The 14,814-nt window shown below is 34.8% G+C and carries 13 protein-coding genes; 3 read left to right on the top strand and 10 right to left on the bottom strand.

Annotated elements, in window-relative coordinates:
- Positions 1–134 precede the first annotated feature (134 nt).
- From argC to GQ45_RS08475, 8 genes are all read right to left on the bottom strand, one after another.
- Complete coding sequence (gene argC, locus GQ45_RS08510; RefSeq protein WP_047416722.1) at positions 135–1,109, bottom strand: N-acetyl-gamma-glutamyl-phosphate reductase; 975 nt, start codon at positions 1,107–1,109, stop codon at positions 135–137.
- A gap of 95 nt (positions 1,110–1,204) precedes the next feature.
- Positions 1,205–2,416 carry an argininosuccinate synthase gene (argG, locus tag GQ45_RS08505; RefSeq protein ID WP_047416720.1) on the bottom strand — a complete coding sequence of 404 codons (1,212 nt, stop codon included), beginning with the start codon at positions 2,414–2,416 and terminating at the stop codon, positions 1,205–1,207.
- The gene (locus GQ45_RS08500; protein WP_047416718.1) at positions 2,413–3,045 is read right to left on the bottom strand and encodes a GNAT family N-acetyltransferase; all 633 of its coding nucleotides are present in this window, start codon (positions 3,043–3,045) and stop codon (positions 2,413–2,415) included. Before GQ45_RS08500 ends, argG begins: the two co-directional genes overlap by 4 nt.
- A gap of 241 nt (positions 3,046–3,286) precedes the next feature.
- Positions 3,287–4,594: a glycosyltransferase 87 family protein gene (locus tag GQ45_RS08495; RefSeq protein ID WP_231555174.1), complete on the bottom strand. Its 1,308-nt coding sequence runs from the start codon at positions 4,592–4,594 to the stop codon at positions 3,287–3,289.
- A 176-nt stretch (positions 4,595–4,770) separates the two neighbouring features.
- A complete protein-coding gene (locus tag GQ45_RS08490; RefSeq protein ID WP_047416714.1) occupies positions 4,771–6,255 on the bottom strand; it encodes a cellulose synthase family protein in 1,485 nt (494 codons plus the stop codon).
- A 1-nt stretch (position 6,256) separates the two neighbouring features.
- Positions 6,257–6,946: a glycosyltransferase family 2 protein gene (locus GQ45_RS08485; protein WP_047416712.1), complete on the bottom strand. Its 690-nt coding sequence runs from the start codon at positions 6,944–6,946 to the stop codon at positions 6,257–6,259.
- Between the two features lie 39 nt (positions 6,947–6,985).
- Positions 6,986–8,575, bottom strand: a complete 1,590-nt coding sequence (locus GQ45_RS08480) for a 4Fe-4S dicluster domain-containing protein (protein WP_047416710.1) — start codon at positions 8,573–8,575, stop codon at positions 6,986–6,988.
- A gap of 155 nt (positions 8,576–8,730) precedes the next feature.
- Positions 8,731–10,083 carry an NAD(P)/FAD-dependent oxidoreductase gene (locus GQ45_RS08475; protein WP_047416708.1) on the bottom strand — a complete coding sequence of 451 codons (1,353 nt, stop codon included), beginning with the start codon at positions 10,081–10,083 and terminating at the stop codon, positions 8,731–8,733.
- Positions 10,084–10,201: 118 nt separating this feature from the next.
- On the opposite strand from GQ45_RS08475, the gene GQ45_RS08470 reads away from it, so the two are divergent.
- From GQ45_RS08470 to GQ45_RS08460, 3 genes are all read left to right on the top strand, one after another.
- Positions 10,202–11,203 (top strand): glycoside hydrolase TIM-barrel-like domain-containing protein, encoded by a 1,002-nt coding sequence (locus GQ45_RS08470; protein WP_047416706.1) that lies wholly within the window; start codon positions 10,202–10,204, stop codon positions 11,201–11,203.
- Positions 11,204–11,296: 93 nt separating this feature from the next.
- The gene (locus GQ45_RS08465) at positions 11,297–12,238 is read left to right on the top strand and encodes a hypothetical protein (RefSeq protein WP_047416703.1); all 942 of its coding nucleotides are present in this window, start codon (positions 11,297–11,299) and stop codon (positions 12,236–12,238) included.
- Between the two features lie 38 nt (positions 12,239–12,276).
- Complete coding sequence (locus tag GQ45_RS08460) at positions 12,277–13,299, top strand: N-acetylmuramoyl-L-alanine amidase (RefSeq protein WP_047416702.1); 1,023 nt, start codon at positions 12,277–12,279, stop codon at positions 13,297–13,299.
- A gap of 41 nt (positions 13,300–13,340) precedes the next feature.
- Here the strand turns inward: GQ45_RS08460 and GQ45_RS08455 are convergent, their stop codons facing one another.
- Both GQ45_RS08455 and GQ45_RS08450 read right to left on the bottom strand, forming a co-directional pair.
- Positions 13,341–14,045: a TIGR04283 family arsenosugar biosynthesis glycosyltransferase gene (locus tag GQ45_RS08455; protein ID WP_047416700.1), complete on the bottom strand. Its 705-nt coding sequence runs from the start codon at positions 14,043–14,045 to the stop codon at positions 13,341–13,343.
- Positions 14,032–14,772, bottom strand: coding sequence for a DUF547 domain-containing protein (locus tag GQ45_RS08450; protein WP_047416699.1), 741 nt, complete (start codon positions 14,770–14,772; stop codon positions 14,032–14,034). Before GQ45_RS08450 ends, GQ45_RS08455 begins: the two co-directional genes overlap by 14 nt.
- Between the last annotated feature and the right edge of the window lie 42 nt (positions 14,773–14,814).

Here is a 14,814-nt window from a genome sequence, read left to right as displayed (position 1 = left end):
CTCCTTAATCCCAAAAGGGAATACATGGCGCGTTTTTTTAAGTTAAAATATATGTTATGAACAAGCTTTTCTAATAAGCTATAATTCACTGTAAGCATTTACATATTCTCCCCTCGTTGGGGAGTTAGCTTGGGCTAATAAACCCCAGCCTTCAAATTCAATCCCATTCCTTCCTCAAACCCAAGCATTAAATTCATATTTTGAACGGCTTGGCCAGAAGCTCCTTTTAAAAGGTTATCTATAGCCGAAGTAATTAAAAGTGTATCCTTGTGTTTGTGTAAATGAATGTGGCATTGATTGGTGTTGACGACTTGTTTTAAACTAATTTCTGTTGCTGAAATTTGTGTAAATAAGGCATCCTTATAAAAGTTGTGATACATGGCATTTGCGTCTTCTAGACGTATATCACACGTGGCATACGCCGTGGCAAAAATACCACGAGTAAAATTGCCTCGGTTGGGTAAAAAATACAGTTCGCCCACATCATTTTTAAAAGCGTGTAAACTTTCATTGATTTCATCTAGATGTTGATGTGTAAAAGGTTTATACCAAGACACATTATTGTTTCTCCAACTAAAATGAGACGTGTCAGACGGACTAATACCTGCTCCTGTACTGCCCGTTACAGCATTGACATGAATAGCAGTATTTAGTAGGTTGTGCTTCGCTAAAGGTAATAATGCTAATTGAATAGCGGTCGCAAAACAACCCGGATTTGCAATATAATTTGCTTTTTTAATAGCTTCTTTATGTAATTCAGGTAATCCGTAAATGAATTTTTTTTTGTTTAAAACAGCATCTTTTGCTAACCTGAAATCATTACTTAAATCGATGATTTTTGTGTTTGATGAAAATGCGTGTTCCATTAAAAATGAAGTAGAGTTCCCATGGCCTAAGCATAAAAAAACAACGTCAACAGCTAGGTTTACAGTATCCGTAAATTGTAAGTCTGTTAGGCCTAATAAATCTGGATGTGCTGTGCTAATTTTTTTACTAGCTCTAGTAGTACTATAAATAAAATCAATTTTAACTTTCGGGTGTTCTACTAATATGCGAATAAGCTCACCACCTGTATATCCTGAACCACCGATAATTCCTGCTGTAATCATTATAACTTGCTTTATGCCAGAAGCTCTAGGCTTTAGGCTTTTTTAAATTCAACTCTTCAAACTACTAACAGCCCTACTTCCGAGGCGTCAGTGGATTAGTCTTGAGATCTGTCTTTGGGGGCTAGGGGGCTATTAACATGATTATAAATTTTACCTGGATTTGAGAGAATTTTAATAAACCCTTTGGCCTCATCAGCCGTCCAACCTTTATTCATTTCACCATAGCTTCCGAAAGCCGCATTCATTAAATCGTGTTTAGACTTTATCCCGTTTAATCGATATTGAAAAGGGTATAAGCTCACGAAAACATCACCTGAAACATTTTTTTGAGTATCGGTTAAAAAAGTCTCGATATTTCGCATGACTGCATCTAAATAATTTCCTTCATGCAATAACATTCCATAAAAATTACCTAGCTGCTCTTTTTGAAACTGCTGCCACTTACTAAGCGTATGTTTTTCTAATAAATGATGCGCTTTTATAATGATTAAGGCCGCGGGAGCTTCAAAACCGACTCTTCCTTTAATGCCAATAATGGTATCACCAACATGAATATCTCTTCCAATGGCATACTTTGACGCCAAGACTTCAAGCGCCATAATATTCTGCACTGGGCTACCTTTTTTTCCATCAATGGCGACTAATTCGCCTTTTTCGAAGGTTAATGTTAGGTTTGTTGGGTTCTTTTCTTGTAATTGACTAGGGTAGGCGCTATCGGGTAATGCTTTGTCAGAACTTAGGGTTTCTTCACCTCCAACGGAAGTTCCCCAAAGACCTCTGTTTATTGAATATTTTGCCTTTTCCCAGGAGTAATCCACTCCGTTTTCTTTTAAATAGGCAATTTCTGCTTCTCTAGATAATTTATGATCTCGAATAGGCGTAATAATTTTAATTTCTGGAGCTATAATTTGGAAAATCATGTCGAACCGTACTTGGTCATTCCCAGCACCTGTACTTCCGTGAGCAATATGAGTTGCGCCTATTTTTTTGGCATGTTTAACTATTTCGATAGCCTGTACAATTCGCTCAGCACTTACAGATAAAGGATAGGTATTGTTTTTTAAAACATTTCCAAATATTAAGTATTTTACCACTGTTTCATAAAATGTTTGTACGGCATCGATTGAGGTATAGGTACTTGCGCCCAATTGTAAGGATTTTTCTTTTATACTGTCGATCTCTTTATTTGAAAATCCACCTGTATTTACACTTACCGCATGCACTTCAAAACCTTGGTCTTTTGATAAATATTTGGCGCAATAAGAGGTGTCTAAACCGCCACTATACGCTAAAACTAGTTTATTCATTTCTCTTTCTTTTTTAGGAAAAGGGTTTCTTTAATGCTTTTAAGTCTTTTAAAAGCCTTTGTATTTAATTTTTCTTTTACAATGACATTAGTTTTATTTTTTTCTTTTGCTTCAGAATCATAGAGCATTGCAGTACACAAACACATTTTGCGTTCAGTTCTAGTTAAAATATCAAAATTTTTGCATGTTTGGCATCCTTTCCAAAACTCAGGATCATCCGTTAATTCTGAAAAAGTCGTGGGTTTATAACCCAACTCATAATTTATTTTCATTACGGCTAAACCTGTCGTAATTCCGAATATTTTAGCCTCCGGAAATTTTTTTCGAGAAAGTTCAAAAATTCGTTGTTTTATTTGTTTTGCTAGTCCTCTATCTCTATAATCGGGATGTACGATAAGACCAGAATTGGCTACATATTTTTCATGCCCCCAAATTTCTATATAGCAAAAACCAGCAAAATTGCCTTCATCTAAAGCGATAACAGCGTTACCGTTTGAAAGTTTTTTACAAATATAATCAGGAGTTCGTTTAGCAATTCCAGTACCTCGGACTTTTGCAGATTCCGCAATTGTATCACAAATTATTTCAGCGTATTTAAAATGTGATTCGTTAGCAATTAGTATTTCCATTGCCAATGTTATATTTTAAAGTAAAAGTTAATTATAAATTATTTTTGTTTTAGCGGAAATGGACTCACCTATTTCCAAAATATAGCGCACCCTTACGGGCGACGACGTGTAGGTGTAAATGAACGAGCAGGTACAAAAGACCTGTCTAAAGAAGATATGTTATTGGTTTTGTTCATTATAACATCAAAAGTACAAATAAAATTGACTTATTAAGGTTTGATGCCTAATTTTTGTAAAAATGTTACTTTTTGCTATATACAATACTGATTTCGTAAGCCATGTAACTTAAAATTGCTATATACTCAATACATAAAATTCCTAAATGCTCTGTATAACTCGGGTTTGAATAGGCCCAATAGCTTAAGATGACAAAGGCAGACCAAAGTATGGGAAACTTGAATTTAGTAAATAGTGTTAAAAAAACTAGAAATACAAGATACCAAGGATGAACCGTGGCCGATACCAAATAATAAATACAAAGTACCCATAACATTGAAGTTATAAGGAGCGGTAATTTTTGATTTTTCTGGAACCAACTAAAGCATAGGACGATACCAATAATTATGTACGGCGTTATTTTTCCATAACTGACAATTAATTCCCATGGTTTCTTATCAAAATAAAGTACAGCAATTTTTTTAACCACATTGTAGGTACTAGCATTAAACTCAAAATTAGAAAACCATAAGCCTACGGTTTCCGAATAATTAGCAAAAAAATCAGCACTATAAAAGGGGAGTAGTAATAGCAGGGATACTGTGGCTACAATACTATAGAATAAGATGCTTTTTTTTAAGCCCAAGTAGTTCAAAAAAAGAGGAAGAAATAATAGGGGCACTAGTTTTATAGAAATCGAGAAGGCATACAATACCCCAGCCATTTGCCAATTGTTTTTGGATAATAGGTATAAAGACCAAACAAAAAAGAAAAGCATCACACCTTCAAAATGAAGATTTCCGCTAAGTTCTAAAATCACCAAAGGATTTAAGAAATACCAAAAAATAAGATGTGGAGAAAAATTTAGATTTTTCAATAACTTTCTTCCAAAATAAACGATGCCCACATCAGAAAGAATAATACTAAGGCGCATTACAATAACAGAACCTAAAATACTTTTACCACCAAATAGCGCGGCAATAGCAAATATGATTTGATTTAAAGGAGGGTAATTACTATAAAATTTGGGACTCAATTCGCCCATGCCTAATAGCAGTTCTTGGGCATTGTCAATGACTAAATCTGGCTGTAAAATTAATTCGTTGGGAACTTTTAAATACGGATTAATAAAATTACTTACGAGTTCTCCGTCCCAAATAAACCGATAAAAATCTTGCGATAGATTAGGAAGTGTCAACAGAAAAACCAGTCTAAAAAAAACGCCTGACCAAAGAAGAAACTTAAAGTTGAATTTTTCAAACTGAACTATTTTATACGATAAAACGAATAGTCCAGTAAAAAGTACGATGAGTTTTATAAATTCTGTTCGTTGAAAATGATAGGCAATAACATAATAAAACAAGCTGCTTACGAGCATCAAAATGAGAGACATCCTATGCAGTTTGCAGTATTTTAGAAAGGTATTCAACATCTATTTAAAGGGGTTTTCCAGATGGAAAAATAAGAAAATTAAATGGTTTCACCTATCTAGGTTTTGGTATCAGACAAAAACAAAAAAACCGTTCTCTTTTTGAAAGAACGGTTTTACTTTATTTTATTTTGAAAGATTTAAGCTCTCGCGGTAAGGGATTTAAAAAATACAAATCCGAAACCTAAAAACAACATGAAATGGAAGGGAAACAAACCAAAGTCGTTTAAAGGAATTGCGCTGTACATTCCAAATAAGAAATAAATCATCAAAGCAGCCTCCAAAATCATATTTGGCGACAATTTTGTAGCTAAGTATTTATTGGTTTTCCAGCTATCTTTTAAGTTGCTCAAATTAAATTTTGGTGTCCGTACAAATTCACTTCTTTTACCCATATGACCTTCTAAAACTGCAATAGAGTTGTGTAAAGAAAAACCAAGAGCAATAGAAAAAAACGTAAAGAACAACTTAATATAATCTATAAAATTGTCAAAGCTACTGCCTTGAATACTCTTATAAGTAAACCAATAACATACAAATAGGATAATGGTACTTACAATAAAAAAACTGGTTACTTCAAAAATCCACCCTAAATGGCCATAACTGTTTTTTATGTAGAGCATGGGGATGCTTAAAAAGGCAACAATAAATACACATAAAAACATGGAGCTGTTTAAAAGATGCATTACGCCATGAAATTTAGTTTTAAATGGAATGTTCTTAGCAAAGATAACGCTTGAGACCGTTTTTCTGAAATTTTCAGCGCCACCTTTATTCCATCTAAATTGTTGAGAGCGCGCAGCGCTAATAACCACAGGAAGTTCAGCAGGAGTTTCAACATCTTCTAAATACTTGAACTTCCAGTTTTTTAACTGTGCTCTGTAGCTTAAATCTAAATCCTCTGTTAAGGTGTCGCCTTCCCAGTTACCAGCATCTAAAATACATTCTTTACGCCAAATACCAGCAGTACCATTGAAATTGATAAAGTGCCCTTTTGCATTTCTACCTACTTGTTCCAGTGTAAAATGTGCATCTAGCGCAAAAGCTTGAATACGTGTTAAGGTAGAATAATCTCTGTTGATATGTCCCCAACGGGTTTGAACAACACCAATTTCTTCGTCTTTAAAGTAAATTACGGTTTTCTTTAACCAATCGGGGGCTGGTAAAAAATCGGCATCAAAAATAGCAATAAAGTCTCCTTTAGCAATTTCTAAACCTTCTTTTAAAGCACCAGCTTTGTATCCTTGACGGTTAGTTCTGCGGATATGGGTAATATCTAAACCTGTCTCTTTTAATTTTTGAATGTGTATGGCAGTAGCTTCAACAGATTCGTCTGTAGAATCATCTAAAACCTGAATTTCTAATTTACTAGATGGATATTCTATTTTTGCAATATTTTCTAATAAACGATCCATAACGTATTCCTCGTTATATACGGGGAGTTGAATCGTCACAAAGGGTATCTCTTTAGGATCTAAGAGATTGAATTTCGCAGCGGTATCATTTTTTCTTTTGTTGCCTAAGTAGTTGATTAAAAGATTCAACTGCGCAAGGCTGTAGAAGAAGATTAGAACTAATGCGATGCTATAGATAGCAATGATAATGTAAGTAATTGTTAAAGCCATTTTATTTTATACTGTATTTAAAAATCCAACTTAGAATTTTTACGCCTGCAAATATACTACCTTTTATCGTACCTGATACTTTTGATATGCCAATTCTTTTTTTATAACGCACTGGTACTTCGGTATATGTAAATTTCTTTTTTAATACTTTTAACTGCATTTCTACGGTCCATCCGTAGGTTTTATCTTCCATATTTAGCGCCATCAAAGTGTTGTATTTAATAGCTCGGAAGGGACCAAGATCTGTAAAATTAGCTCCAAAAAACAGCTTCATTAAAGAGGTTGCCAGCCAATTTCCGAAAATTTGCTGTGGTGTCATAGCACCATCTTCTCTTAAACTATCTACTCTAGCGCCAATAACCATATCTATATCACTCTTTATGATAGGTGCAACTAATTTAGAAAGTTCTTCTGGGTAGTCAGAATAGTCTCCATCGATAAATACGATGATGTCAGGTTGTTTAGACTTTTGTTCGATGTAATTAATTCCTGCTAAACACGCATAGCCATAGCCTCTGCGGTTTTCGGTTAAAACTGTGGCTCCGGCATTGGCTGCATTTTCAGCAGTTTTATCGGTAGAATTATTATTAACCACAATGATTTCGGAAACAATAGCCGGAATTTCTTTAATTACATGAGCTATAGAATCAGCTTCGTTGTATGCGGGAATGATAACGTTTATTTCAGGCATTACTATTTGTGTCAATCTTAATCAGTTTAAAATGTAAAATTACGAGCTTCTTTTTTTATTCACTAAGGTCATTAAATCAACATCATTCCCCAAGAGTATTTCTGTTGGATTGATTCTGCCTTCTTCTGGACCATTTTCTAATTTTAAAACCCCACGCGGGCATACCGCAGAACAAATACCACAACCCACACAACTAGAACGTACAATATTTTCTCCTTTTTGGGCATACGCTCTCACATCAATCCCCATTTCGCAATAGGTAGAGCAATTTCCGCAAGAAATGCATTGCCCGCCATTGGTGGTAATTCTGAAACGAGACTTAAAACGTTGAACAAATCCTAAATAAGCAGCCAAAGGACATCCAAACCTACACCAAACGCGATTCCCAAAAATTGGATAGAAGCCAGTTCCAATTACCCCGGCAAAAATAGCGCCAATCAAAAGGCTATATAAATTTTGTATGCTTGATGTTTTTATACCGATGACGGTACCAGATGCCGTAAAAAAACTAATTAAAGTAAGTACCGTCATCCCCACTGCAAAAACCAAAACGCCGTGTACAAGCCAACGTTCTACTTTCCAAGAAAATAGCGATTTGCTCGAGTGTTGACGATACGGATCGCCTAATGTTTCGGCCAAACCACCGCAACCACAAACCCATGAACAATACCATCTTTTTCCAAAAAAATAAACCATTACGGGAACGACGATAAGGGTTAGTACAATACCCCAGACTAATATAAATAAGCCTATTCCACCACTATCTAAGAGTGATTTTAAATTCCATTGAAAAAAGAAGTCATAGTCTAACGGAAACGCATTTTTAAAATCATAATAAGGCATTTGCAAACGCACCATAATTTCAGGAATCAAAAAGGCAAAAACAATTTGAAAAAATAAAACGGACGTTGTACGCACCATTTGGTATACATTATGACGGTATTTGATATACATGCGCACTGCCATAACCACCATGACTACACAATACATAAACCCGTATACAAACCAATGCCCGGCAGGATTGCCACTTAAAGCTTCACTTGTTGGGTCTAATAAATAGGTCCAGTTGACTGCATATTCTGAAGCGAAATACAAAACAATGTAAAACGATACTAAAAAAATAAACACCAACCAGGCAATCCATCCTCTGTTGGTAGAATCTTGATGGTAAATATGATCGTTTTTAATACCTTTTTTGCCCAAGGTAACTACTTGAGGCGTAATAAACATAAGGGCACCGATAATACCTAAGCCAAAGGTTAACAACCACATCAGCCCTTTATTATTGACGATAAAACCAGAACCTGATTTTTTACCTATCAAGCTAGCCATATCGCTTGTACTGGTATATATTTTTTTATCGTATTCTTTATTTTCAGTATGTGTTTCGTTCGCAGACTTTAAAGCTTTTGCCACCACAGGAGATAGTTCCTGCATTCCAGAAAATTCCTTATTTACAATATTATCTTTAAGGTTTTCAATAAAAACAGCACTTTTAATATTTTTTTCTTGAACAATTTGCCCTAGGCTATTTTCATTTAAAATAAAGGTACCCAAAAGGGGTAAAACCGTAAAAATAGCTAAGCCTATTAAAAAAATAACTAAGCCAATTTTTTGTATTATTTTCATAAAAAAATTATTTTTTTCATTTCGTTGAAGAAAGAAAATTCTTTGGGGTGAATTTGTTTATTTGTTGTCGCTTCTCGATGGCTAGCTGTCTGTTTTTCGTTTCGGGTTGGTGCGTATTCTAAATAAAAAACCTATCAACCGAAAACTGTATACTTTCAACTACTGGCAAAAATACGTTTCCAGCTTTTTTTCTTGGGATTTATTTGTGTTCCGAATGCGCTGTTGAATTTTTCTACAATGTCATTTTCGTAGTTTTTATAAAACTCGGGATCAAAATTGGCGTCTTTTAAAAATTCCATGACATAAAAAATGTCTTTTTTATCGGTCAACCAACGGTCAAATATTTCGTGACGCATACGAATGCCAAAAGTGTTGATACCTAAAAATTCTTTTGTTTCAGCATCGTAAGCGATAGTGATACAAATATTTTCGGCGCTGTGCCGCCAATGAAAATGGAGTTCAGTTTCTTTTTTATTCCGCTCGCTAAATACCCAGCCGTAGGTTTGATATTCAATATCAAAAAACTTGGCAGAATTAAACCAATGTCCAGGCTGGTAGGCCGTTTTATTTCCACAAATAGTTTGTGCTAGTGTTTCGCCCATCATCCTACCTGTGTACCAAACGGCTTCAATAGGTCTTCTATTGCCAATAGCTTCATGCTGTTCGGCGCAATCCCCAATGGCATAAACATTGTTGATATTGGTCTCTAAAAATCGATTTACTTTTACGCCTTTTCCTAAATCGATTCCTGAATTTTTTAGAAAATCTATGTTTGGTGTTACACCAGCTGTGAGTCCTACTAGGGAGCATTCAATGACATCTCCTTTATCAGTTTTAACTGCTTTAGCATGACCATTTTCATCTGCAATTATTTCTTCTAAATTAGTATCTAAACGCAAATCAATATGATGGTTTAGAATATGTTCATTGATTAATTGTGATTCTCCTGAAGGCAAAACGCCGTTCCAAAAGCTTTCTTCACGGACCAAAAAAGTAACGGGAATATCTCTTGTTCTAAGCATTTCAGCCATTTCAATACCTATAAGTCCACCACCCACAATAACCGCTCTTGTACATACCTTGTTATTAGGGGCATTTTTTTCTAATTGTTCTAAATCTTGTTTGTGATATAAACCTTGAACTCCTTTTAAATCTTGTCCAGGCCATCCAAATTTGTTGGGTTTTGATCCCGTAGCAATAATTAAATCGTCATAACCAATAGTATTTTCGTCTTTTAAGTATAGTTTTTTAGCATGAACATCGATTCTTTCAACAAAGCCTTTTTGTAATTCAATCCTGTTTTTTTTCCAAAACCAATTTTCGTATGGTTGGGTATGCTCAAACTTCATATGACCCATATACACGTACATTAATGCCGTTCTAGAGAAAAAATAGTCGCTTTCAGCCGAAACTATGGTAATTTTTTTGTCGGATAATTTTCGAATATGTCGTGCAGCGGTAACTCCTGCTATTCCATTTCCAATAATGACTACGTGTTCTGGTTCCATATGCTGGTATTGGTAATTTATTTAAAGGTCGTATTTTATTCAAGAACCTTAATGTAAAAAAGATTTAATTTAATTCAGATACCTTATTAATGTACTATTTTTGATAAAAAGTAGTACTATGAAAAAGTTAAGCCTCCTGATTTTATTTCTTATTGAAATGTCGTGTACAAGTCAACAAAAGAAAATCAACGGTGTGAGTTTTGTGGCTTCTCGAGAAGAAGTTGCACAAGAGCATGTACAAGAGGTCGTTAATTTAAACGCGAATCATGCCGCAGTAATGCCTTTTGGTTTTATACGTGATTTAAGTTCTCCTGAATTAAGTTTTGACTCCGATAGGCAGTGGTATGGTGAGACTAAAAATGGCGCCAAACAGTACATTAGCATGCTCCATAAAAATGGTATAAGCGTTATGTTAAAACCACAGATTTGGATTTGGAAAGGTGAGTTTACCGGTAATTTAAAAATGAATACAGAAGCAGAATGGAAAACATTAGAAACCTCATATAGGAAGTTTATTATGACCTATGCTGAGTTGGCGGAAGAAGCAAAGGTTGAAGTATATTGTATTGGAACAGAATTAGAGCAATTTGTGCAAAACAGACCTGATTACTGGATTGAATTAATACGTGATATAAAGAAAATATACCAAGGAAAGTTAACCTACGCCGCGAATTGGGATGAATACGCTAAAACTCCGTTTTGGGAACTTCTTGATTATATAGGAGTGGATGCTTATTTTCCTTTGTCTGATGAAAAGTCGCCCTCGGTAGAGACCTTGAGGAATGCTTGGTTAAAATGGAAACCTGGTTTGGCTAAGCTGTCAAATGAGAAAAATAAACCTATTTTATTTACAGAATATGGGTATAGAAGTATGGATTATACCGCTAAAAAGCCATGGCTTGTAGATCGCAATCAAGAAAATGTAAATCTACAAGCGCAAACCAATGCAACCCAAGCAATTATTCAAGAATTTTGGTCTGAAGAATGGTTTGCTGGTGGATATGTATGGAAATGGTTTATTAATCACAAGCAATCTGGCGGGAAGGATAATAATAGATTTACACCTCAGAATAAGCCAGCGCAAGAAACTATTAAACAACTATATAGCAGTTTTAAGTGAGCTTTCAGGTTAAAATTATATGCTGTAGAAACTCGTAGGATTGCATTTGGAGATTTCTAGATTTTTAACAACCTTTGTCTAAAGCATACGACCATGATTTGTAAGAATAAAACGAAACTATTATTCTTTTCAATTGTTTTGTTAACGACCTGTCAATCAGGTTTTTCACAAGACTCCTTAGCGACCTTTATCGCTAAAGAGGGGGATGGCATTATTTCTGTATTACGACGTGAAGGCCTAGATGTTAAAGCCAATTACCAAAAATTTATTGATTTAAATCAAGATCAAATTAGCAATGGGAGTCTTCTTCAATTGGGTAAAACGTATAAAATACCACAAAGTGAGTTTTCATTTAACAATATGGGCAGGGTAATAAATCTTACTAACCATAAAGAATCTTCTATTTTTGACACTAGGCTAAACAGCTTGTCCAAAAAAGATACTATACTAAAAAATACGGTTTATTATTTGCTTCTAGACAGGTTTGAACCCAATAATTTACAAGTGGTTAAGGCCAATACCAAGGTACGGAAAGATGTAGCTTTAGCCATGTCTAAAGAACTTTTGGAGCAAGGAGCGCGTGTTTTTTTATTTGAGTACAACTTAGATGAGCGTCTAAACTTAGGCGCCTATATTGATGCTATTAATAAGCGATTTTTTATGTTTCGTGGTGCACACCAACGTTTATTGGTTCTTGATATTGACTATGGGCATTTTAATAAAAATGCAACAGTTGTAGTTTCGCATAGTGAGAACAGTAAAGAAGGCGAAAAATTTGCGAAGAGTATTGAAAATATAGTGAAACAAAAAAAGATGAAACTAGCTTCGGCTGCTGAAAAGCAAAGCATCTTTACAGATAAAATTAATCTTTTTATTGCCAACAACGCACTCCCAGCAATGACTTTTGTGAAATTAGAAGGGGCTGTAAAGCGCAACGAAAATGCGGCTTTAGTTAGCACTGAAAAAGATAATTTTATTGCTATACTGACAAAAGGCATACAGGTCGATTATAGTACAATTATACTAGAACATTAGTACCATAAAATAGATTTAGATCAGGATATATAATGCGAATGATTAGTTTTAAAAATAGTTTATTTTTTATAGTTTTTAGCATCAGCTTTTGTGCCGTTCAAGCGCAAGACCTATTAAAAACAGTCACCGCAGAAAAAGGGGATGGTATCTTATCTTTGATCCGAAAACATGGTGCAAACCCCTATGAAGTTTATGAGGATTTTGTAGCCTTAAATATTGACAACCTTAGAGACAGTATTCATTTGTTTGAAGGTAGATCTTATAAAGTGCCCTTTAAAGTTAAAAACGAGGAAGCAAAAGTGGTCACAGAAACAAAAGCGGTTAAAGGCATTTCCTATGATATTTTTGGTAAAAAGTATGCAGAGGTGGTTTCCCAAAGTGATGTTCTAAAAGATGCTATCTATTATTTAATTTCGGGTCATGGGGGTCCAGACCCTGGCGCCATGACAACCTATTTAGATACACCGATTTCTGAAGATGAATATGCCTATGACATCACACTGCGCTTAGCCAGAGAATTAATCTCCCATGGGGCAACGGTATTTGTGATCGTCAGAGATCCGGATGATGGTATTCGTGATGAACGAATATTGGCAATGGACCGTGATGAGGTAGTTTATCCAAATTTAGAAATTCCTCTAAATCAATTAGCCCGACTTAAACAGAGAGTCGATGCTGTGAACGAATTGTACCAACAGAATAAGGGTAAGTATCAACGTTTAATTGTTACCCATGTAGATAGCAGAAGTGTAGGGCAGAATATTGATGTTTTCTTTTACCATCATGAAAATAGCAGTAACGGTAAAAAATTAGCAGAAAGTATCCACACCACTTTTGAAACTAAGTACAAAAAATACCAACCGAACAGAAATTACTCAGGTACTTTTAAAGATAGAACAGCGCTCTATCTGGTACGTAAAACGCATCCTGCCATGGTGTTTATTGAGATTGGAAATATCACCAACGTAAAAGATCAACGCAGAATTTTAGATCCGGATAATAGACAGGCCTTAGCCAAGTGGATCAGTGAAGGGGCTATTTTAGATTTTGAACAGCAGTAGTCTTAATTCAATACGGTAGTTGATGCCTAAATTAATATGGCTTAAACAGCTATATTTCGTCTGTAATAGTCGTGTAGTTTTTCTGGGCTTGCTCCTAAATAATTTTTAAGATGTATCATTCCAAAATGATATTGTAAACGCAGTTCACCTTTTTCTCGATACTTTCTAGCCGACGTCTTTACGTGAAATGGCAATATGGTAAAAGAGGTTATTTTATAGAGTCTTCCAATAAATTCATTGTCTTCGTAAATGGTATAATTTTCATTAAAACCATTGGTTTTTAGGAACAAGTCTTTGGTGATAAAAAGGGATTGATCGCCACCTCGACATATTTTGTAATTTAACCTGGTAAACCAAGCAAAAAAGTTCAAAAAACGACTATTACTATCAAATTTCATTTGAAAACAACCTACCTGATTTCCATTTTCAGTGGCGCTTATGATTGTTTTATCAAAATTCTTGGGCGGAAAGGTGTCTACATGCAAAAAATATAAAATAGCATGTTGCGCCAAAGCAGCACCGCGATTTAATTGTATAGCTCTTCCTTTTTCTGAACGAATTACCTTTGCGCCATGTGCAAGAGCTATGGCAATCGTATCATCTGTGCTTCCGCCATCAACAATGATAATCTCATGTGAAGCGTTCGATTCGTAATTTTCCTTCAAATAGGGAAGTAGCGTGCCAATGCAATCTGCTTCGTTGAAAACAGGAATAATAATACTTATGTTAGGTTTATTTTGTTTCATTTAGCCGCCAATCGTAGTCGATGAAGTCAATTTTCGCCTCATTTCTTATTTTAATTTTACTATAAGACTGCACATAATTTACGATAGATCCATTTTCGGTAAAATCACCCTTAAACCATTTAAAAATATGGGATATGTTTATTTTTTCATTGGCAATTACATTGCGTTTAGGATCGTTAATGAAATCAATGGTCGCATTTTGAAGCTGTGTTTCTAATTTTGAGCTTACAAAAGCTTCGTTAAGCAACTTTGGGCATGAATAAGAAGCGCAATTTATAGCAAAATGAATACGGGGTTCGTTCATTTTTCGGAGTACTTTGTGTTCGATATCTCCTAATGAATATAGTTTTGTCCCTACTTTAATCCATTCTTTATCCCAAGGCTTTTTAATGTCTTTTATACTTTTAATAGGATAATTTTCTAAAATTAATTTAACCGTTGCCGCGTTATACAGATTTATAAAATAGGCCAGTTTTTCTGATGTACTTGAAGTTGCGTTAGGTTCGGATTGTGCTAGATTTGTCAAATACGCATCGAGTGCTTTTTCATCCTTTTTAAAAGCTTGGTAATTTACATTGCCATCATTATCAACGTATTTTTTTAAAAGTTGATTCCATTGGGAATGGTCTGCAAGCCCCGAAAAAGAATCAGAATGAGGTATACTTTCACTTTCCCATGGAAAGGAAAAAAACAAAAGCATCCATATATTTACAATAATAAGCTTCATAGTACTATTTTATAATACCAAGTTAGTATCCACTTTCAACAA

The organism is Cellulophaga sp. Hel_I_12, assembly GCF_000799565.1.
In the GTDB taxonomy this organism is placed as follows: domain Bacteria; phylum Bacteroidota; class Bacteroidia; order Flavobacteriales; family Flavobacteriaceae; genus Cellulophaga.
Note: the sequence above shows the minus strand (reverse complement) of the source record. Positions and strands in the feature narration are given on the sequence as shown.

Excerpts from the sequence above, each read along its gene's own strand:
- argC (WP_047416722.1), bottom strand. The coding sequence starts at position 1,109 with ATGATTACAGCAGGAATTATCGGTGGTTCAGGATATACAGGTGGTGAG.
- argG (WP_047416720.1), bottom strand. The coding sequence starts at position 2,416 with ATGAATAAACTAGTTTTAGCGTATAGTGGCGGTTTAGACACCTCTTAT.
- GQ45_RS08500 (WP_047416718.1), bottom strand. The coding sequence starts at position 3,045 with ATGGAAATACTAATTGCTAACGAATCACATTTTAAATACGCTGAAATA.
- GQ45_RS08495 (WP_231555174.1), bottom strand. The coding sequence starts at position 4,594 with ATGTCTCTCATTTTGATGCTCGTAAGCAGCTTGTTTTATTATGTTATT.
- GQ45_RS08490 (WP_047416714.1), bottom strand. The coding sequence starts at position 6,255 with ATGGCTTTAACAATTACTTACATTATCATTGCTATCTATAGCATCGCA.
- GQ45_RS08485 (WP_047416712.1), bottom strand. The coding sequence starts at position 6,946 with ATGCCTGAAATAAACGTTATCATTCCCGCATACAACGAAGCTGATTCT.
- GQ45_RS08480 (WP_047416710.1), bottom strand. The coding sequence starts at position 8,575 with ATGAAAATAATACAAAAAATTGGCTTAGTTATTTTTTTAATAGGCTTA.
- GQ45_RS08475 (WP_047416708.1), bottom strand. The coding sequence starts at position 10,083 with ATGGAACCAGAACACGTAGTCATTATTGGAAATGGAATAGCAGGAGTT.
- GQ45_RS08470 (WP_047416706.1), top strand. The coding sequence starts at position 10,202 with ATGAAAAAGTTAAGCCTCCTGATTTTATTTCTTATTGAAATGTCGTGT.
- GQ45_RS08465 (WP_047416703.1), top strand. The coding sequence starts at position 11,297 with ATGATTTGTAAGAATAAAACGAAACTATTATTCTTTTCAATTGTTTTG.
- GQ45_RS08460 (WP_047416702.1), top strand. The coding sequence starts at position 12,277 with ATGATTAGTTTTAAAAATAGTTTATTTTTTATAGTTTTTAGCATCAGC.
- GQ45_RS08455 (WP_047416700.1), bottom strand. The coding sequence starts at position 14,045 with ATGAAACAAAATAAACCTAACATAAGTATTATTATTCCTGTTTTCAAC.
- GQ45_RS08450 (WP_047416699.1), bottom strand. The coding sequence starts at position 14,772 with ATGAAGCTTATTATTGTAAATATATGGATGCTTTTGTTTTTTTCCTTT.